The 14,383-nt window shown below is 54.7% G+C and carries 17 protein-coding genes and 1 pseudogene; all 18 read right to left on the bottom strand.

Annotated features, from left to right (window positions below; all coding sequences use genetic code 11):
* Window positions 1–624, bottom strand: a 624-nt coding sequence (locus VIR50_RS02145; RefSeq protein ID WP_331933508.1) for a phytoene desaturase family protein, incomplete at its 3' end; no start/stop codon positions are given.
* Between the two features lie 12 nt (window positions 625–636).
* Window positions 637–4,173 carry a 1-acyl-sn-glycerol-3-phosphate acyltransferase gene (locus tag VIR50_RS02140; RefSeq protein ID WP_331933507.1) on the bottom strand — a complete coding sequence of 1,179 codons (3,537 nt, stop codon included), beginning with the start codon at window positions 4,171–4,173 and terminating at the stop codon, window positions 637–639.
* A gap of 13 nt (window positions 4,174–4,186) precedes the next feature.
* Window positions 4,187–4,939: a glycosyltransferase family 2 protein gene (locus VIR50_RS02135; protein WP_331933506.1), complete on the bottom strand. Its 753-nt coding sequence runs from the start codon at window positions 4,937–4,939 to the stop codon at window positions 4,187–4,189.
* Between the two features lie 25 nt (window positions 4,940–4,964).
* Window positions 4,965–5,339, bottom strand: a complete 375-nt coding sequence (locus tag VIR50_RS02130) for a beta-hydroxyacyl-ACP dehydratase (protein ID WP_331933505.1) — start codon at window positions 5,337–5,339, stop codon at window positions 4,965–4,967.
* Window positions 5,336–5,944 carry a LolA family protein gene (locus tag VIR50_RS02125; protein WP_331933504.1) on the bottom strand — a complete coding sequence of 203 codons (609 nt, stop codon included), beginning with the start codon at window positions 5,942–5,944 and terminating at the stop codon, window positions 5,336–5,338. The genes VIR50_RS02130 and VIR50_RS02125 overlap by 4 nt, the downstream gene beginning before the upstream one ends.
* Before the next feature lie 211 nt (window positions 5,945–6,155).
* The gene (locus VIR50_RS02120; protein ID WP_331933503.1) at window positions 6,156–6,506 is read right to left on the bottom strand and encodes an EamA family transporter; all 351 of its coding nucleotides are present in this window, start codon (window positions 6,504–6,506) and stop codon (window positions 6,156–6,158) included.
* A complete protein-coding gene (locus VIR50_RS02115; RefSeq protein ID WP_331933502.1) occupies window positions 6,497–7,129 on the bottom strand; it encodes a beta-ketoacyl synthase chain length factor in 633 nt (210 codons plus the stop codon). Before VIR50_RS02115 ends, VIR50_RS02120 begins: the two co-directional genes overlap by 10 nt.
* Window positions 7,119–8,318, bottom strand: coding sequence for a beta-ketoacyl-[acyl-carrier-protein] synthase family protein (locus VIR50_RS02110; protein WP_331933501.1), 1,200 nt, complete (start codon window positions 8,316–8,318; stop codon window positions 7,119–7,121). The genes VIR50_RS02115 and VIR50_RS02110 overlap by 11 nt, the downstream gene beginning before the upstream one ends.
* Window positions 8,318–8,575: a phosphopantetheine-binding protein gene (locus tag VIR50_RS02105; RefSeq protein ID WP_331933500.1), complete on the bottom strand. Its 258-nt coding sequence runs from the start codon at window positions 8,573–8,575 to the stop codon at window positions 8,318–8,320. The genes VIR50_RS02110 and VIR50_RS02105 overlap by 1 nt, the downstream gene beginning before the upstream one ends.
* Window positions 8,565–9,128: a hypothetical protein gene (locus tag VIR50_RS02100; RefSeq protein ID WP_331933499.1), complete on the bottom strand. Its 564-nt coding sequence runs from the start codon at window positions 9,126–9,128 to the stop codon at window positions 8,565–8,567. Before VIR50_RS02100 ends, VIR50_RS02105 begins: the two co-directional genes overlap by 11 nt.
* Before the next feature lie 92 nt (window positions 9,129–9,220).
* Window positions 9,221–10,363, bottom strand: coding sequence for a beta-ketoacyl synthase N-terminal-like domain-containing protein (locus tag VIR50_RS02095; protein ID WP_331933498.1), 1,143 nt, complete (start codon window positions 10,361–10,363; stop codon window positions 9,221–9,223).
* Window positions 10,348–10,764 (bottom strand): acyl-CoA thioesterase, encoded by a 417-nt coding sequence (locus tag VIR50_RS02090; RefSeq protein WP_331933497.1) that lies wholly within the window; start codon window positions 10,762–10,764, stop codon window positions 10,348–10,350. The genes VIR50_RS02095 and VIR50_RS02090 overlap by 16 nt, the downstream gene beginning before the upstream one ends.
* A 4-nt stretch (window positions 10,765–10,768) precedes the next feature.
* A complete protein-coding gene (locus VIR50_RS02085; protein WP_331933496.1) occupies window positions 10,769–11,203 on the bottom strand; it encodes a pseudouridylate synthase in 435 nt (144 codons plus the stop codon).
* The gene (locus tag VIR50_RS02080; RefSeq protein ID WP_331933495.1) at window positions 11,200–12,087 is read right to left on the bottom strand and encodes a lysophospholipid acyltransferase family protein; all 888 of its coding nucleotides are present in this window, start codon (window positions 12,085–12,087) and stop codon (window positions 11,200–11,202) included. Before VIR50_RS02080 ends, VIR50_RS02085 begins: the two co-directional genes overlap by 4 nt.
* A 35-nt stretch (window positions 12,088–12,122) precedes the next feature.
* Window positions 12,123–12,365 carry an acyl carrier protein gene (locus VIR50_RS02075; RefSeq protein WP_331933494.1) on the bottom strand — a complete coding sequence of 81 codons (243 nt, stop codon included), beginning with the start codon at window positions 12,363–12,365 and terminating at the stop codon, window positions 12,123–12,125.
* 45 nt (window positions 12,366–12,410) lie between these two features.
* The gene (locus VIR50_RS02070; RefSeq protein ID WP_331933493.1) at window positions 12,411–13,499 is read right to left on the bottom strand and encodes a methyltransferase; all 1,089 of its coding nucleotides are present in this window, start codon (window positions 13,497–13,499) and stop codon (window positions 12,411–12,413) included.
* A 51-nt stretch (window positions 13,500–13,550) separates the two neighbouring features.
* Window positions 13,551–14,072, bottom strand: coding sequence for a hypothetical protein (locus tag VIR50_RS02065; RefSeq protein WP_331933492.1), 522 nt, complete (start codon window positions 14,070–14,072; stop codon window positions 13,551–13,553).
* A 23-nt stretch (window positions 14,073–14,095) separates the two neighbouring features.
* Window positions 14,096–14,383, bottom strand: a pseudogene (locus VIR50_RS02060) (beta-ketoacyl-[acyl-carrier-protein] synthase family protein); the annotation flags it as partial.

Raw genomic sequence — 14,383 nt, 5'->3', positions numbered from 1 at the left:
AGCGCTTTGGTTATAGAAGTCGGTTACAAAGGCATGGGTGGCAAATGGCGTCTTGTTTTGCTCGGCGGCATAGAGCGGCAGTGCCCCCATGAGCACGTTGCGCAGCGTAGGGTTGGCCACCGTTTGCGCCATCACGTCGTTGATACTTCGGCTCAAGAACTCGGGATCGAGGGCTTCCTCGGTGGCGGTGGGGCTGAGGCTGTGGAGTCGGGAAGCTCCTGCCACCCGCTCTATGAGGTCGTAGTAGCGGGTAAGATCGGCCTCCTCGTCAGGAAAATAGGCCGACATTTGGCGTAAGAAGTTATCCCTGCCGTTGGTAAAGCGGTACTCCCGGCCGCCCAAAGCTATGATGTTGTAGCCCGACGGGTCGAGTTGGCTCAGTGGAATTTGGTCTTTTACCTCCAAATAGCGCAGCAGTCGGTCGAGCGTTTGGCCTTTCGAGGCACTCCCAATGAAGTGCATGCCCGATTCAAACTTCACTCCGGCGCGGCTGAAGCACTGCAAACAGCCGCCTATTTGGTGATGTTGCTCTATGATAGTGACGTTATAGCCGTTCTTGGCCAGCACAACGCCGCAGGAAAGGCCGCCCAATCCGCTGCCGATAATGACGCATTGATTTCCCATGAGTTGATGTTTTTAGTTGCTATAACTTAATGTTGCGGGCGCCGGGGCCTGCTGTTCTTCGTATATAAAGGTGAGGTTGGCGGGGTGACAAGCCAAGTTTGAGGCGATCAGATAATCGTCCTCGTCGGTTATGATGGCTTCTATGGGCCGTTCGGGATGGCGCAATGCCATGAGCAAAGGCAGCACGCCAAACTCCGCTTCGCCTCCTGTGAGAACGAGCGGCGTGGTCGTTGGCTGCGTGTGGTTTACCCTTTGGCGGTATTCGGGGTGGCGAAGCAGCCGGTCGACCCGCCGTTCCGTGTCGGCACCTTTGTAGCGATAAAGGTAGCGCAGGTACACCGCCATGTAGTCGAAGTCCTCCAACGAGGCCTTCATATCTGCGTAATGGCTCTCCATCAGCCTATGAATGAGGCTTGTACGCTCCCTATAACCGGTGCCGAAGCTGCTGTCCGACGCCTTGATACGTGGCAGTACGTGCATCGTCATCGTGCCTTTGCGCAGCATGAAGTCAGTTTTGGGCAGTACATGGTCGTGCCCATGCAGCACCACCGGTACGATGTCGGCGCCCAAAAGCTCCGCAAGATAGCAGCCACCCTTATGAAATCGGTGCATGCGATGGTCGAGTGAGCGCGTCCCTTCAGGGAAAATACAGATAGAGTAGCCCCGTTCGTAGAGCGAGCGGAGGGCCTCCAAGTGTTGCTCAAGCCCATCGGAAGCCGGTAAGAACTCCGCCGCGTGGATCACGGAGCTGTAGAATGGGTTGTTCCAAGCCCAACTGTTGGTGAGGAATATCATCTTTGGATGGAGCGTCATGAGGCATAACGTGTCGAAATGGCTCAAGTGATTGCTCATGATAATGGCCGGTTGGTCGAACGATTCGCCACTGTCGTTCCTATAACGGTAGGCTACTCCCGGTATGCGCGCTACGATAAAGCGGGACATCCAGTACAGAAGTCGGTGGTAACGAAGGCGCTTTTGCTCGGTGGTTTTGCCGATATGGAACAGCAAATACGTGTAAGGAAGCACAAAGAAGTACATCATGGTGAGGAAAAAGACCATCGCCCACAGCGAAACCGCGACCCGATAGAGCGTCAGGGGTATGTCCCTGACCCGTCCTTTGCGCATGGTGAGCCGGCGAAAGACCAGCGGTGGCAGGTAGTAGGCCATCAATACCACGGTAAACATGCCTATCATAGTGACCGTTCCCAGTGATTTCATGGCCGGATGGCGGGCCAACGTGAGGCTGCCAATGCCTATAAACATGAGCAAAGCGGATATAGCCACGCTGTGCTTGTAGGCCTTGAGCCGCTTTCTTCCCGTGGCATACTCGTACATAAGGCCCTCTGTGATGAAGATAGTATAGTCATCTCCCTGCCCGAAGATAAAGGTTGCCAAGATGATATTGACGATATTAAACTGTATGCCGCCTATTTCCATCATGCCCAATATCCACACCCAACTCACCGCCAAGGGCAGGAAGGACAGCAGCGACAGCTCTATCTTGCCGAAAGAGAGCCATAGGAAGAAGAAAACAACGCAACCGCAAACCAGTCCTATGTAGTTAAATGAGTCGTTGAGCACCCTCACCAACCGATTGCCTATGTCCTTTGCGGAGAATACGAAGTACGCTTTCGTGGCCTCACCATCCATCTTTGCCTTCAGCGCAGCCTCTTGGCGGGCCGACGGATGCAGGTAGTTGATGATGCGGGTCACCTGCTTCGACGGCAGGATATAGGTGCCCATGAAGGGTTGGAGCACGGGGTTGAAATAGCCGGTGGGCTGTATCGGCAGGGTCGGAGTGGCCATCATGTCGTAAAACGGTTGGAAAGCCGAGGCTTTAAAGCCTTGTTTGACCGCCTCAGTCTTTACCTTTTCCACGAGTTGTTGGCCATGGTGAGTGGTCCAAAAGAGCTTCCATGCGGCCAAAGCACGGCCTTGTCGCTCGGCCGTAGGCGCAAAATCGCCTATGCCTTTCGCCCCACAGCCCACCTCCTGCAAAGCCGTGAGCAACTTATCATTGGCCTGCAGCGCCGCCGTAAGCGTCGTTCCCTCGGCCACGGCGTAGCAAGGCGCCTCGTTTTGGGTGGCCGTGAGGAGTTGCAAATCCTGCTTTTGGTCGGGCCGCATGTAGTTAATGTTGGCCAAATTGCTGTCGAACGACGTTTGCAAAGAGAAGTAACCGAAGACCAAAGTCAGCCCTACGACCACGGGCAACACCCACCGTCGCACGCCCGGACGGTTGAGTCGGTCGCCCACAAGGTCGATAAGGCGCAGCAATCCGTCCCCCCTCGGCCCATCGAAGGCCCGATGTTGGCGGGCGTAAAGGGGCAAGAAGACCAGCACAAACAAGATAGTACCGATGAGCATGAGCGCTCCGAAGAGGCCAAGGTCGCGCATGGCCCGTGCGTCGAGCCACACCAAGCAGAGAAAGGCGGCCACGGTCGTTACGTTGCCGATGAGCAATGGCGGCACCATTTCACGCAAAGCCTGCCGCCGGTCGGCCACTTCACGAATGTGATCGAGGAAATGTAAGGGGTAATTTACGGCGATACCGATGATGACTGAGCCTATTCCGAGGACGATAATCGATACGTTATCGTGGAAAAGAGCCATGCCCCCGATGGCAAACAACCACCCGAAGACGATGGAAACGCCTATCCACAGCATGTCGCTCAGCCTACGGTAATGCCACCACAGCAGTGCCAATATAAACAGCGAGGCCACCCCCACGGCCACGATGGCGTCGGTCTTGATGGTCGAGGCGTTGGTAACGGCGATGAGCGGAGCCCCTATCGGACTTACCCGAAGCTCTGGATAGCGGGCCTGAGTGAGCGTGGCGGCACTGTCGAGCAGGGCTGCCAATTGGGCGTTGCGCCGTGTTTCGCTCGACCCGAAGCGGCTGTTCATCGTCACGAGGCCCGTCTTTCCGTCGGCCGTAAACAAATAACCGTCGGCTATTTGGAAGCCTTGGCCCATGCGAAAGTTCTGCATGCGCCGCAGAACGGGGATGAACAGACCCAATGGGTCGTGGCGAAGCGTGGGCATGAGGGCCCCTCCCGTGGGCAGCAAAAGCAACTTCTTGTTCTCCTCCATGCGCCGAGCCACGTAGTCGGGGCTGCGCAAGAGCGAGTCGATACGTGCCCAATCGGCGTCGGAAAGGAAGTAAGGAAAGTTCCGACTGACGAAATCAACGAGCCTGAAAGCCTGCGTTTCGTCGATGGTTACTTGTAATCGGTCGATGAGCGGGCTGCCCTCAATGGCTTGGCCGAAGGCTTCCATGGCCTGCTCCATGCGCTCCGGGGTGGCGGGCCGCATGGAGTCGCGGGCCGTAAAGAGCACGGCGATGCGGTCGGGCATGGCTATTTGCTCGTAAATTTGTTGCAGTTTCTCGTCTTGAGGCCTATGAGGAAGAAACTTGGCTATGTCTTCCTCATAGCTCACTCTTAGCGAGAGGGCCACGGCCGCAACCATCATGGCCAACAAAAGCACCGTGGCTATGGGCTTACGGGTCGAAAGATATTGATAAATGCGTAGAAATAATTTCGTCATAGGCGGTAAAGCGTTAGGCCCGCAGGCGGCGGACGATGGCCCGAGGCAGGTTATAGACCACGAGCTTGGGCAGATAGAACAAGATGGCCGCAAGGCAAAGACCCGTATTGAGTAGGCTGATGCGGGTGAAATCGATGGCCGGTCGGAAGTGGGTTACCCGCTCTTCCTGCGGCGGATAGTACACCCTTACGTCGACAGGTCTTATATCCACGTCCATCCAAGCGGCCATGACGAGCAGTTCGAGCTCGGCTTCGTAGCGTGAGGTGATGATCCAGTGGCGGCTCACCCGATGGAGGGGATAGAGCCGAAAGCCGCTCTGCGTATCGTCGAGGCGCCGCAATGTTTGCACCCGAAACCAAAAGTTTGAGAACCGATTGGCGAAAGTATTGCGGCGAGGGGTGCTGTCGGGCGTCAGTTTTCGTATGCCCACGAGCAGCGACTGCGGGTATCGGGCATGGGCCTCGAAGAGCAACGGCAGGTCCTCGGGAAAGTGTTGACCGTCGCTATCAATCGTTATGGCATGGTCGTAGCCCAATTCCAACGCCTTGCGAAAGCCCTCCTTGAGGGCGTGGCCCTTGCCTTTGTTGGGTTGGTATTCTACCCGTTGAAAGGCGAAAGGCAGACCGTTGAGCGCCGCCGAGGTAACGTCGGTACTGCCATCGTTGACCACTATGACGTGGGGTGTGAAGCGATGTACCCTCGTAACGACGTCGGCTATGGTGGCGGCGTTGTTATACGTAGGAATGATGATACATATTTTGTCCATGCGTAAACTTGTTTTGAGCGTGAAATCAGCTATCGCCCACGGTCTCGGCGATGATGGAAAACTTGGTAAACACTGCGTCGTCACGACTGATGGAGCCGCGAAGAATAACCTCGCCGTCGGCGCATTGTAGCTTGTCGAAGCCGATATTGACCCTCGGATGTTGGTCGGGCTCCAGCGGACTGATAAACTTCAGGTTCTTTACCCGCCTTAGTCGGAGCGGTCGTTGCAGCCTTTGCTCGGCCAATTCCATGAGCAATTGAATGATACATACGCCCGGTGTGACGGCATGGCCGGGAAAATGAGCCCGGTAAATGACGTGTTCGGCGTTGAGACCGATGGTGAATCGGGCGCCGGCGGCGTCATATTGCTCCACCATAAACATGTTATTGAGTAGTTTCATCTTGTAATTTTAATGTCGCGGAGCACTACCGTGATCCTATCTTCATTGCTTTGGGTCATTACAACCTTATCTACCACCTTGCGCTTCCTATCGAAATACAGCGTAACGGAGCGTATAAAGCGCTTTAGTTGCGGCCTTATGGGCATTAGGTCGGCCCGCCATGTGGTGCCATTCTCGTACATCACGGCCTTGAAATCACGACTTCCGCCGAGGCTTTGGCCCGTAATGCTGCCCTTGACGAGGCCCGCTATCAGCCTGAAACTCTTGCTTGAGGAGAGGTCGATGGTCTTTGTGGTGCCGTCGGTTTGCAGGGTTACGTTCTTATCGTTGAGCTCAAAGCCGTAGCGATAGGGCTTGAGGTATTCCCATTTCAGGCTGCCCCGGTTGTTATACACCATCTTTCCCTCGGTCCTTACGGCTTCTTCCATGTACGAAACCTCGGTGGTTTGCACGAAAGAGGCCCCCATTTGCTTCACCGAACGGGCGGCCGTGGCAATGGCTTTCATGAGTTGTGCCTGCCTCGTAGGGGTGGCTTTCTTCCATGTTTGGGCCGTCAGCGTGGTGGCCGAGAGGACGAGGAGGAATGTGAATAGTAGTTTTTTCATATATGAGGGTGGGGTGTTGAGGGGTTGGGAGAATGAATGTTTGGTTGTGGGAGGTGTGGGGTGAGGGGGTGATGGGCGGCCGGGCGGATTGGGAAGGCTTATTTGATGAGGAGCGAAAGCATTGCTTTTACCCGCTCGAAGGGCTGCTTTGGCAGGCTCAAAAGGCTGCTTTCATCGGGTGAAAGGGCTGCTTTGGGAAACGCCCCGCGGGCTATCGGGCCACGAGGAAGCACCCCCCCATGATGAGCAACACGCCCAACCACCGCATGGGTGGTATCGTTTCATGGAAAAATACCATGGCGGCCACCATGCCGAAGACGTAGCTGAGCGAAATCATAGGGTAGGCCATGGAGAAGGGGAAGCTCTTGATGATGTACATCCAAAGGGCCGTTGCCACGCCGTAACACAAGCCGCAGCCCAGCCACCACCAATTGGTAAGCTGGTCGACGAGCAGCGACCACGACGGCCGGAAGGGCCCCATGCGCAGCAAGGCGAACTTCAGGAACACCTGACCGCCGCACAGCAGCAGGCTCTGAATGATGGAAAGGAGTATCAGTCGCATAGGTTTCGGATGATGACTTCGGCCGTGTCGCCCGACGAGGGGTCGTGGCTGAGGCGTATGTCGATGATTTCTTTCAAGGCCCTATCGGTCTTTTCGCTCGATAACATGACGGCCCATGAGCGGTCGGCCACGCTGACGGGCAGTGCCGCGGCTTCGAGTTTCAGGCGCAGCGAGGGCGTAAGTTCGTCGTTGGCACATACCAAGGCCGTCTTGATACGCCCCTGCCTTATTTGCAGAAAGGCGTCGAGCAGGGCGCTCTCAAAGGAAATCGTGCCGTGAGAGTAGGTACTGTTGTAGCCGTGATTGGCCGTATGGATGGCTATGAGCGACGCTATGGTGTTGTGGGTGGACTGCATGAAGTGGGTGGGCATGCTGACTTCCTCGCCCTCCGCGGCCAAAGCGTCGAGCAATTGTTCGGAATGTTCCACGCAACCCAAGGCCGTTCCGTTGATGATAGCGTCGGGATGGTCTATTCCGCTTAGGCTTATGGCCTTGAGCGCCGTTACCAATGCCCGCTTCAGCAGTCGGCCGTAGCGGCGGGCTTTCATGGGGTTGAGGTAGTCACGGTACTCCGTTTGGGGCACGTCGGTGACCTCGGCGAGTATGTAAACTTTATTTTCCATAACGTGAGAGGATAATGGCGGAGTCGTTGCCGCCGAACCCGAACGAGTTACAAAGCGCGTGGCGCAGCGTGGGCACAGGCCCTCCGCGGTAAGGTTGCAGACATTCGGGGTCGGGATTTTCCCATCCTAAGTTGGCGGGAAGGAAGCCGTGATGGAGCGCCAAAAGGCAGAACACGGCCTCGATGGCCCCCGAGGCGCTGGTGGTATGGCCGGTGTACATCTTCGTTGACGACACGGCGGGCAGCTCGTTTCCGAACAGTCGGCGCAGGGCCGCGCTCTCGCTGGCGTCGTTATTGGGCGTTCCGGTACCGTGGGCATTGACGTATTGCAGGTCGGCGGGGCGCAGTCGAGCCTCGGTCAGTGCCTCGCTCATGGCCCGATAGGCTCCTTCGCCATCGTCGGAGGAGGCCGTTTGGTGGAAAGCGTCGCAGGCATTGCCCGTTCCCGACAGCTCTCCGATGACGCTGACGCCCCGTTTCAGGGCGTGGTTTTCGCTCTCCATCACGATGAAAGCTGCCCCCTCGCCCAAGTTGAGGCCCTTGCGGGTGGCGTCAAAGGGGCGGCAGCGCTGCTCATCGAGTATCATCAGCGACTTAAAACCGTTGAGATGGAAGCGGCTCAAGGCCTCGGTGCTGCCGGCAACCACCACGTCGTAGCGTCCGCTTTCTATCATTCGGGCACCCATGATGATGGCGTTGAGGGCCGAGCTGCAGGCCGTTGACACGGTTGTCGTGAAGCTGAAAAGGCCAAAATAATCAGCCATGCGGTTGGTACCTGCCCCGCAATGGTGGCCCCGCAGTACGTTGCTATTGAGCCGATCGGGGTAGAAAGCCTCGGTACGGTCCATTCCCGCCACGGTCGTTGCCGATATGAGGGCTATCCGAAGGTCGGCGGTAGGCGTATGGTCAGGGCCGATGAGGGCTGCCTGACGCAAGGTTTCATTGAGTGCCATGAGGCCCATGAGGTCGGTACGGCTTTCGTATGGCGTGGCGGGAAGGCCCAGTCGGTGGCACATTTCGTCGTTGCTGAGCTTCACTTCGCCTACGGGAAACTCGCCGTGGGCCGTGTGTAGATAGCGTACGGGGCCGATGCCCGATACGCCGTGGCGCAGCGATTCCATGCACGAGGCGCAGTCATGGCCTATGGCCGAGACCACTCCCATGCCTGTAACGACTATCTTTGGCCTCATTATTTCTTGCGGTTTTGGGCCACGTAGTCGGCCATCAGGTTGACAGACTTGAAGATGTTTTTGCCCTCTTTGGCGTCTTTAATCTTGATACCGTAATGTTTTTCGAGCAAAACGATAAGCTCCAAGGCGTCGATAGAGTCGAGACCGAAGCCGTCGTCGCCGAAAAGCGGGGCGTTGTCGTCGATGTCGGCCGGCGTAATATCTTCCAAGTTAAGCGCTTCAATGATTCTTGTTTTGAGTTCTTCTTTAAGTTCCATATAATTGAATGATTTGAATTTCGGCGTTTATATGTTGCTCGTCGGGGGCGTCGAGCCATCCCGTGACGGCGCTGCGGGTGAGCGGGTCGGCGGTGATAGGCGTGAGCAGACGGCGCATAAGTTGCGTATCGTGGGTGGGAATGACGAAGAAGTGGGTTTCGCCATGGTAGTGATTGCGAATGGCTATCTCACCGGTGACGATGTTGGGGAGGGTGTAAACGAAAACCGAGGGGCTGGGAAAGAATTGCTCCCGCCGGCAAATGGTTTGCTCATAAGTGCGGTCGGCCTGCGCGGAAGCTGTGTGGTTGAAGAGAACGATGGCCCTATCGTCGCGCTCCGTATAGCGAGTGGCGCCCTCGGCCTGCAACAATAATTCGGTGGCAATGAAGCCCAAGCGGCTCAGGAGGTCCATCTTGAAGAATTTGGGATAATCGTTTACATGGTCACGGTAAAGCTCCGTGAGCATGGCGCTGCCCTTTTGCGTCGTCATCAGGCGACGACCGTCGACCGTTGCTTGGCTATTGCTTATGGTTACCGTGTGAGTTGCTTCCATCGGTTGGCTCTTTTGATTGATTATCTGACTTGTTTATGGGGTGTGGTTGATGAGGTATGGGGCGTTGCGGGCTATGCTTCGGCGCTTGGAAATCAGCGTTGGCAGAGCAGCGCCGCGTTGGATCCGCCAAATCCCGACATCATTTTGATGAAACTGCGGCGGTGGGTGGGCGTGGGCACTTTCACCACTTGAAGCGGTTGGGAAACGCCCAATTCGTCGAAACCCTGCGTGGGTAGGATGATACCTTCGTCCAAGGAGCGCATGGTAAGCACCGTTTCGAGCACTCCGGCGGCCCCCATGGTATGGCCGAAGCAGCCTTTGTATCCATTGACGGGCGTATGAGTAAGGCCCGAGAGGGCGATGGCTTTGGCCTCCATTTCATCATTATATAAGGTGGCAGTGCCGTGGGCGTTGATGACGGCTAAGCTATCGGTATCGAAATCGTGGCAAGCGGCTTCCAAGCTAAGTCTGCCTCCGATGGCCGTTTTGGAAGGACCGGAGAGGTGATAGGCGTCGTTGCGGATGGCGCCACGGAGCAGTTGCCATACGTCGGTGGGATGGTCGGCCCGCTGAAGGATAATGGTGGCGGCGGCCTCGCCAAGGTTCAGACCCATGCGATTCTCACTGAAAGGCCGGCAAGGGTGTATGGAGAGCGCCTTGAGCGACTGAAAGCCGCTGACGATAAAGGGCGATTGCGTGTCGATACCGATAACGATGGCCGTATGGTAAGCACCGCTTTGGAGGAGTCGCATGGCCGTTATTTCGGCGCAAAGGCCCGAGGTGCAGGCGTTGGAAACCACCAATGGCGTAGTTTCATTGCCGAAATGGCGGGCTATGGTGTGAGCCGTATGGGCCAAATTGAGGCGTGGGTCGTCGGTGTCAGGTCCGTTTTCGTGGAGCAAGGCCACATTGCCTTTGGTGGTGGCAAGGATGAATATGCAGCCGGGAGAGCGGGTATCGACGGAGCATTGGCCTATGGCCTGCGTGGCGGAGAGCAGGGCCAATTGCTCAAAACGGGTGAGGGCGTGGGCCGGACCGATGGTTTCGGCGAAGCGATTTTCTATCTCATCCTCGTCAAAGAGCGACGCCATGAAAGGTTCGGGCAGCCCCCATTTGCCGCTGTGGAGCCGCAAGCGTGACCTGCCTTGCCTCACCGCGTCGAGGTTTTCCTGCGTGGTGAAGCCCAAAGGTGACGTAATGTTATCGGCTATCTTGTAAATCATTTGACCTGCCATCTTGTTTTCCACGCTTCGTAAAAAGCCGGATTTTCCCACATGAGGTTATAATCGCGGTCTAAAAACACCTGTACGGAGCGGCCCGAAACCAAGAGCTCGTTGGTCAACCGGTCGTGGATTTCGTAATCGAACACTATCTTGGCCGCGTCGGTGGGGCGATAGAATATGTCGATTCGGGGCCGGGTGCCGTAGCGCATGGGCTTATGGTAGTGGAAGTTGAGGTCGACCAAGGGGGCAAAGCAGCCATTATGGAAGATAGTCATGTAGCCTAAATCGTATTGTTGGCCGAAAGCTTCGCGCGCATCCTCGAAGTAGAGGGCGTAAGAACCGTGCCATACAAACTGCATGGAGTCAACTTCGCTGAATCTGATTTCAAAGTCTTTGGATGTTTTTAGTTCCATATTGTTATTGCAAAGCGTCTTCGGCCAAGGCTATTTTCATCTGTGCCGACGCTATTTGGCGGCCCCGACAGTTGACGGAAGCATTGACAAGGGTAAGTTCCATCACCTGTTCTATGACCTCGATGGTGGTTTCGAGCGTGTCGCCCACGGCAGGACAATCGGTCACAACCATATCTCGGATGGCGCCGATGAAGCCTATCTGTATGGCCCGTTTCAAGATATACTTGTTGATATAGCCCAAGCGGGCAGCACAAGTTTGGGCCATGTTCTCGGCAATGGCACAAGCGAGGAGCTTTCCCTCTTCAACAAAGATATTGTCGGGGCGGATGGTGAAGCGGGTGGAAGTAACGCGGTCATCGAAGGCGGTCAACCGATCGACCATGATGAAAGGCTCTTGCTGGGGCAGAAGCTCGTGGATGTCAATATGTTCTAACTTCATTCTTCGTTCCAGAAGTCGTAATAATTAAACCACTGTGTGGGGTGGTGCAGGACGATGTTCTCCAACTTCGAGGCGTACTGTCGGGCCAAAGCGTCGGCCCGCTGCTTGATGGTTCCCGTGGTGTTATCGAGCTTATCGATATAAATACGATAACGTTTCCACCCGATTTTCATGACATGGATGGACAGCACGGCCACTTCGCGCTGGGCGGCGATGGCAAACGGTCCCATGGGAAAGGCGGCGTTACGGCCTAAGAAGTTGATGTTGAAATGGCGGTTGCTGCCGAAGATGCGGTCGGCGGGTATGCTGACACTCTCTCCATTGGCCAAGGCATTGCTGATTTCAAACAGATGGTTCATGTCCTTACGGATGAGAATCATGTGGAGGTTGTGGTCTTCAAACATGCGATGGCGGTTCTCCATCACGGTAGCGGCTTCGCCGGCATAGACCAAAGCGTTGAAACGTTTGTGCTCGGCGGTGAGCTTATAGCCCGCCACCTCGTAATTACCAACGTGCGCACTCAAGATAACGAAACCCTCGGGGGCGTTGGCCAATTGGGTATAGCGGTCGTAATGGGGAATGTCGAACTGCAGGTTGCCACCGGCATAAACGTAGAATCGGTCGAGAATTATCTCGGCGAAGCGGCAGTGGTTTTGGTAAGTGAGCCAAAAAGAGCGCAGCACCGAGCGCCCCATGCGCCTACGGAAAAAATGGTATTGGGCTATGTAGCCCTTGTGGGCGAACAGCATGCAGAAAGGAATGACAAAGAGATAGGCGAACCCATAGAGCCCCCATAGCGGCAGGAAGCGCATCATGGCGACCAAACTGCGGTGCATCCATCCGGCTCCCGTGGTTCTTCCTTTCCATTCCTTTTGCTCGGTCATAAGCTCAACGCATATTGAAAAGCGGCCAAAGGCTTTTAGTTTACCTTGTTCTCAATGTAGTCGCAGAAGTCTTTGAGCGTCTTTACGCCGGCCATTTCCTCGGGTTTGATTTTGAAACCAAACTTCTTTTCCACGATGACAACGATGTCGACGAAGTCAAGACTGTCGATACCGAGGTCGTCCTTGAGCAGGGCCTCGGGGGCAATCTTTTCTTCTTCTACCTCCAAGTCGTCAATGAGGAACTCTCTTACCTTCTCTTCTATTTCAGTTCTTTCCATATACTTATATGATTATGATTGATAAATAAAATGCTGGTTGATGGGTTATTTTTTCACCTTTATAATACTGTGGCCTTGTCCTAAGTGGTCGAAAATGGTTTCGACGGTGAGCCCTGCCTTGTGAATGAGGGCTATGAGGTCGTCGCTATGGTACATTTTGCTGTTGCCATTGGCAATGTCGGCGAAGTAAAGACTGGTCAAAGTAAGACAAAGCGAGGCCGGTTCGAAGCGTTGGCGGTCCCACAGCGTTTCCATGATATACAGTCGGCTGTCGGCGTCCATGACCTTGGCGGTGCGCTCGAGGATACTCAATATCTGCTCCTCACTGAAGCAATCCAAGAACTGACTCATCCAAATGGCGTCCCAATGACGGTCGTTGGGGAGGTCGTTTTGGTCGTCGAGCATGTTGATGGCAGCCCCAGAAATGCGTTCGGCGCCTGCTTTTCCGGCAGTTTGGTGGCGCATCATTTCCAATTGTTGGGGCAAATCAACGATGGTAACTTCCACTTCGGCGTCGTAAGCCACGCACTGCAAGGCCCATCTTCCGGTGTTGCCACCCACATCCATCAAGGTTTTGGGCTTGTCGGCAAAGACGATTTGCAGCGCTTCCTCAAAGGAACTGTCGCTATAAAAATGGTCGAAAGCGAACCAACTCTCCTGTGCGGCCTTGGGCAATTCGGATAATCCCTCATATACGGTGGACCAATTGCCGAGTCGTTTAAGGCCTGCGGGTCGACCTTCTCTTAAGGCTGACTCCAAATCAAACATGCCCAGATAGTTTACATCGTGGTTAAAATCCATGTTGACACGGGTGGCCGCGTCGTTCACAAGGAACCATCCGGCCTTGGAAATGGTGAATCGGCCCGTTTCTTTGTCGACGAGTACCGTGCCGATACTCAACGATGCCTCGAGCAAACACTTGGCTGCATAGAGGCTGATGGTAGCTTTGCGGGCTATCTCCTCGGCTGTCAGCTCCTCGTCACGGAGCATATCGAGTATGCCCCACTTGACCATGAGGCGCGAAACTTGGAATACCACGGGGCCAAAGGCAATAAACTCTGCCAGCCTTTGTGCGTCGCGGGCCGGCAGGTTTTCCTTAGTATATTTCTTCTCTAATGGTTCTGAAAGATACATTTGCTTGTTTTCTTCGGATGATCGAAAGTAGGATGGCTTTCTGAATAAATCCTATTTTAAAGTCTTCTTGATGAGTTTGGCGAGTTGCTTGCCTGCGTCTTTGAAGCCGTCGCCCCACAAATTGCCCATGGAACCGAAGACACCACCGTCGCCTTTGATGGTAAATTGATTGATAACTTTACCATTATTGGTTTCTACGAGTTGGCATTTGATGAGGTTGTCGCCCTTTTTCTTGATGTTTTGAGGCATGAGTTTGAGGGTGTATTTGCAAGATTTGTTGTTTACGAAATACAAGTTTTTGTCCTCTAATTTCTTATTGACAATGGCTATCATCTCACCTATTTGAGGCTTGAGCTCGTCGGTCAATTCCTTTTGGGCGTCCCATTCGGGTTGCTCGGCTTGGCGATATTCCAACCAATCTTTGACCTCTTTGCCGTCAATGGTCAGGTCGTCCCATATATATTCCACATTAACTTTGGCTTCATTTTTCAGCATGCTGAAATCAATTTTCTCACCGGCAAACGATTGGAATGCGATAAGTAGCAGCGTGGCTACGAAGAATAATCTTTTCATAATCTTATGGTTTAAATGATTAATTAAGCTTTTTGAATGACAAGGGCTGAGTTGGTACCGCCGAATCCGAAGCTGTTGCTTAGCACGGTATGGAGCTCTTGCTCAATGGTTTGTGTGGCCAAATTGAGGTGTTCGGAGTATTCGTCGGGGTTATCGAAGTTGATGTTGGGTGCCACAAAGTTGTTTTGCATCATCAAGATAGAATAAACGGCTTCGCTGGCGCCGGCCATCCAACATTCGTGACCGGTCATTCCCTTGGTTGAGGAGATAAGAGCGTGACGCCCGCGGAACATCCGATCTAAGGCCATGGC

The organism is Prevotella sp. (assembly GCF_036570325.1).
In the GTDB taxonomy this organism is placed as follows: Bacteria; Bacteroidota; Bacteroidia; order Bacteroidales; family Bacteroidaceae; genus Prevotella.
This window is presented reverse-complemented; position numbering and strand designations above follow the sequence as displayed.

Bases quoted from the DNA above. Each gene is read 5' to 3' on its own strand.
- VIR50_RS02125 (WP_331933504.1), bottom strand. From the start codon at position 5,944: ATGAAAAAACTACTATTCACATTCCTCCTCGTCCTCTCGGCCACCACG.
- VIR50_RS02135 (WP_331933506.1), bottom strand. From the start codon at position 4,939: ATGGACAAAATATGTATCATCATTCCTACGTATAACAACGCCGCCACC.
- VIR50_RS02110 (WP_331933501.1), bottom strand. From the start codon at position 8,318: ATGAGGCCAAAGATAGTCGTTACAGGCATGGGAGTGGTCTCGGCCATA.
- VIR50_RS02105 (WP_331933500.1), bottom strand. From the start codon at position 8,575: ATGGAACTTAAAGAAGAACTCAAAACAAGAATCATTGAAGCGCTTAAC.
- VIR50_RS02065 (WP_331933492.1), bottom strand. From the start codon at position 14,072: ATGAAAAGATTATTCTTCGTAGCCACGCTGCTACTTATCGCATTCCAA.
- VIR50_RS02140 (WP_331933507.1), bottom strand. From the start codon at position 4,173: ATGACGAAATTATTTCTACGCATTTATCAATATCTTTCGACCCGTAAG.
- VIR50_RS02085 (WP_331933496.1), bottom strand. From the start codon at position 11,203: ATGAAGTTAGAACATATTGACATCCACGAGCTTCTGCCCCAGCAAGAG.
- VIR50_RS02115 (WP_331933502.1), bottom strand. From the start codon at position 7,129: ATGGAAAATAAAGTTTACATACTCGCCGAGGTCACCGACGTGCCCCAA.
- VIR50_RS02075 (WP_331933494.1), bottom strand. From the start codon at position 12,365: ATGGAAAGAACTGAAATAGAAGAGAAGGTAAGAGAGTTCCTCATTGAC.
- VIR50_RS02120 (WP_331933503.1), bottom strand. From the start codon at position 6,506: ATGCGACTGATACTCCTTTCCATCATTCAGAGCCTGCTGCTGTGCGGC.
- VIR50_RS02080 (WP_331933495.1), bottom strand. From the start codon at position 12,087: ATGACCGAGCAAAAGGAATGGAAAGGAAGAACCACGGGAGCCGGATGG.
- VIR50_RS02130 (WP_331933505.1), bottom strand. From the start codon at position 5,339: ATGAAACTACTCAATAACATGTTTATGGTGGAGCAATATGACGCCGCC.
- VIR50_RS02090 (WP_331933497.1), bottom strand. From the start codon at position 10,764: ATGGAACTAAAAACATCCAAAGACTTTGAAATCAGATTCAGCGAAGTT.
- VIR50_RS02095 (WP_331933498.1), bottom strand. From the start codon at position 10,363: ATGGCAGGTCAAATGATTTACAAGATAGCCGATAACATTACGTCACCT.
- VIR50_RS02100 (WP_331933499.1), bottom strand. From the start codon at position 9,128: ATGGAAGCAACTCACACGGTAACCATAAGCAATAGCCAAGCAACGGTC.
- VIR50_RS02070 (WP_331933493.1), bottom strand. From the start codon at position 13,499: ATGTATCTTTCAGAACCATTAGAGAAGAAATATACTAAGGAAAACCTG.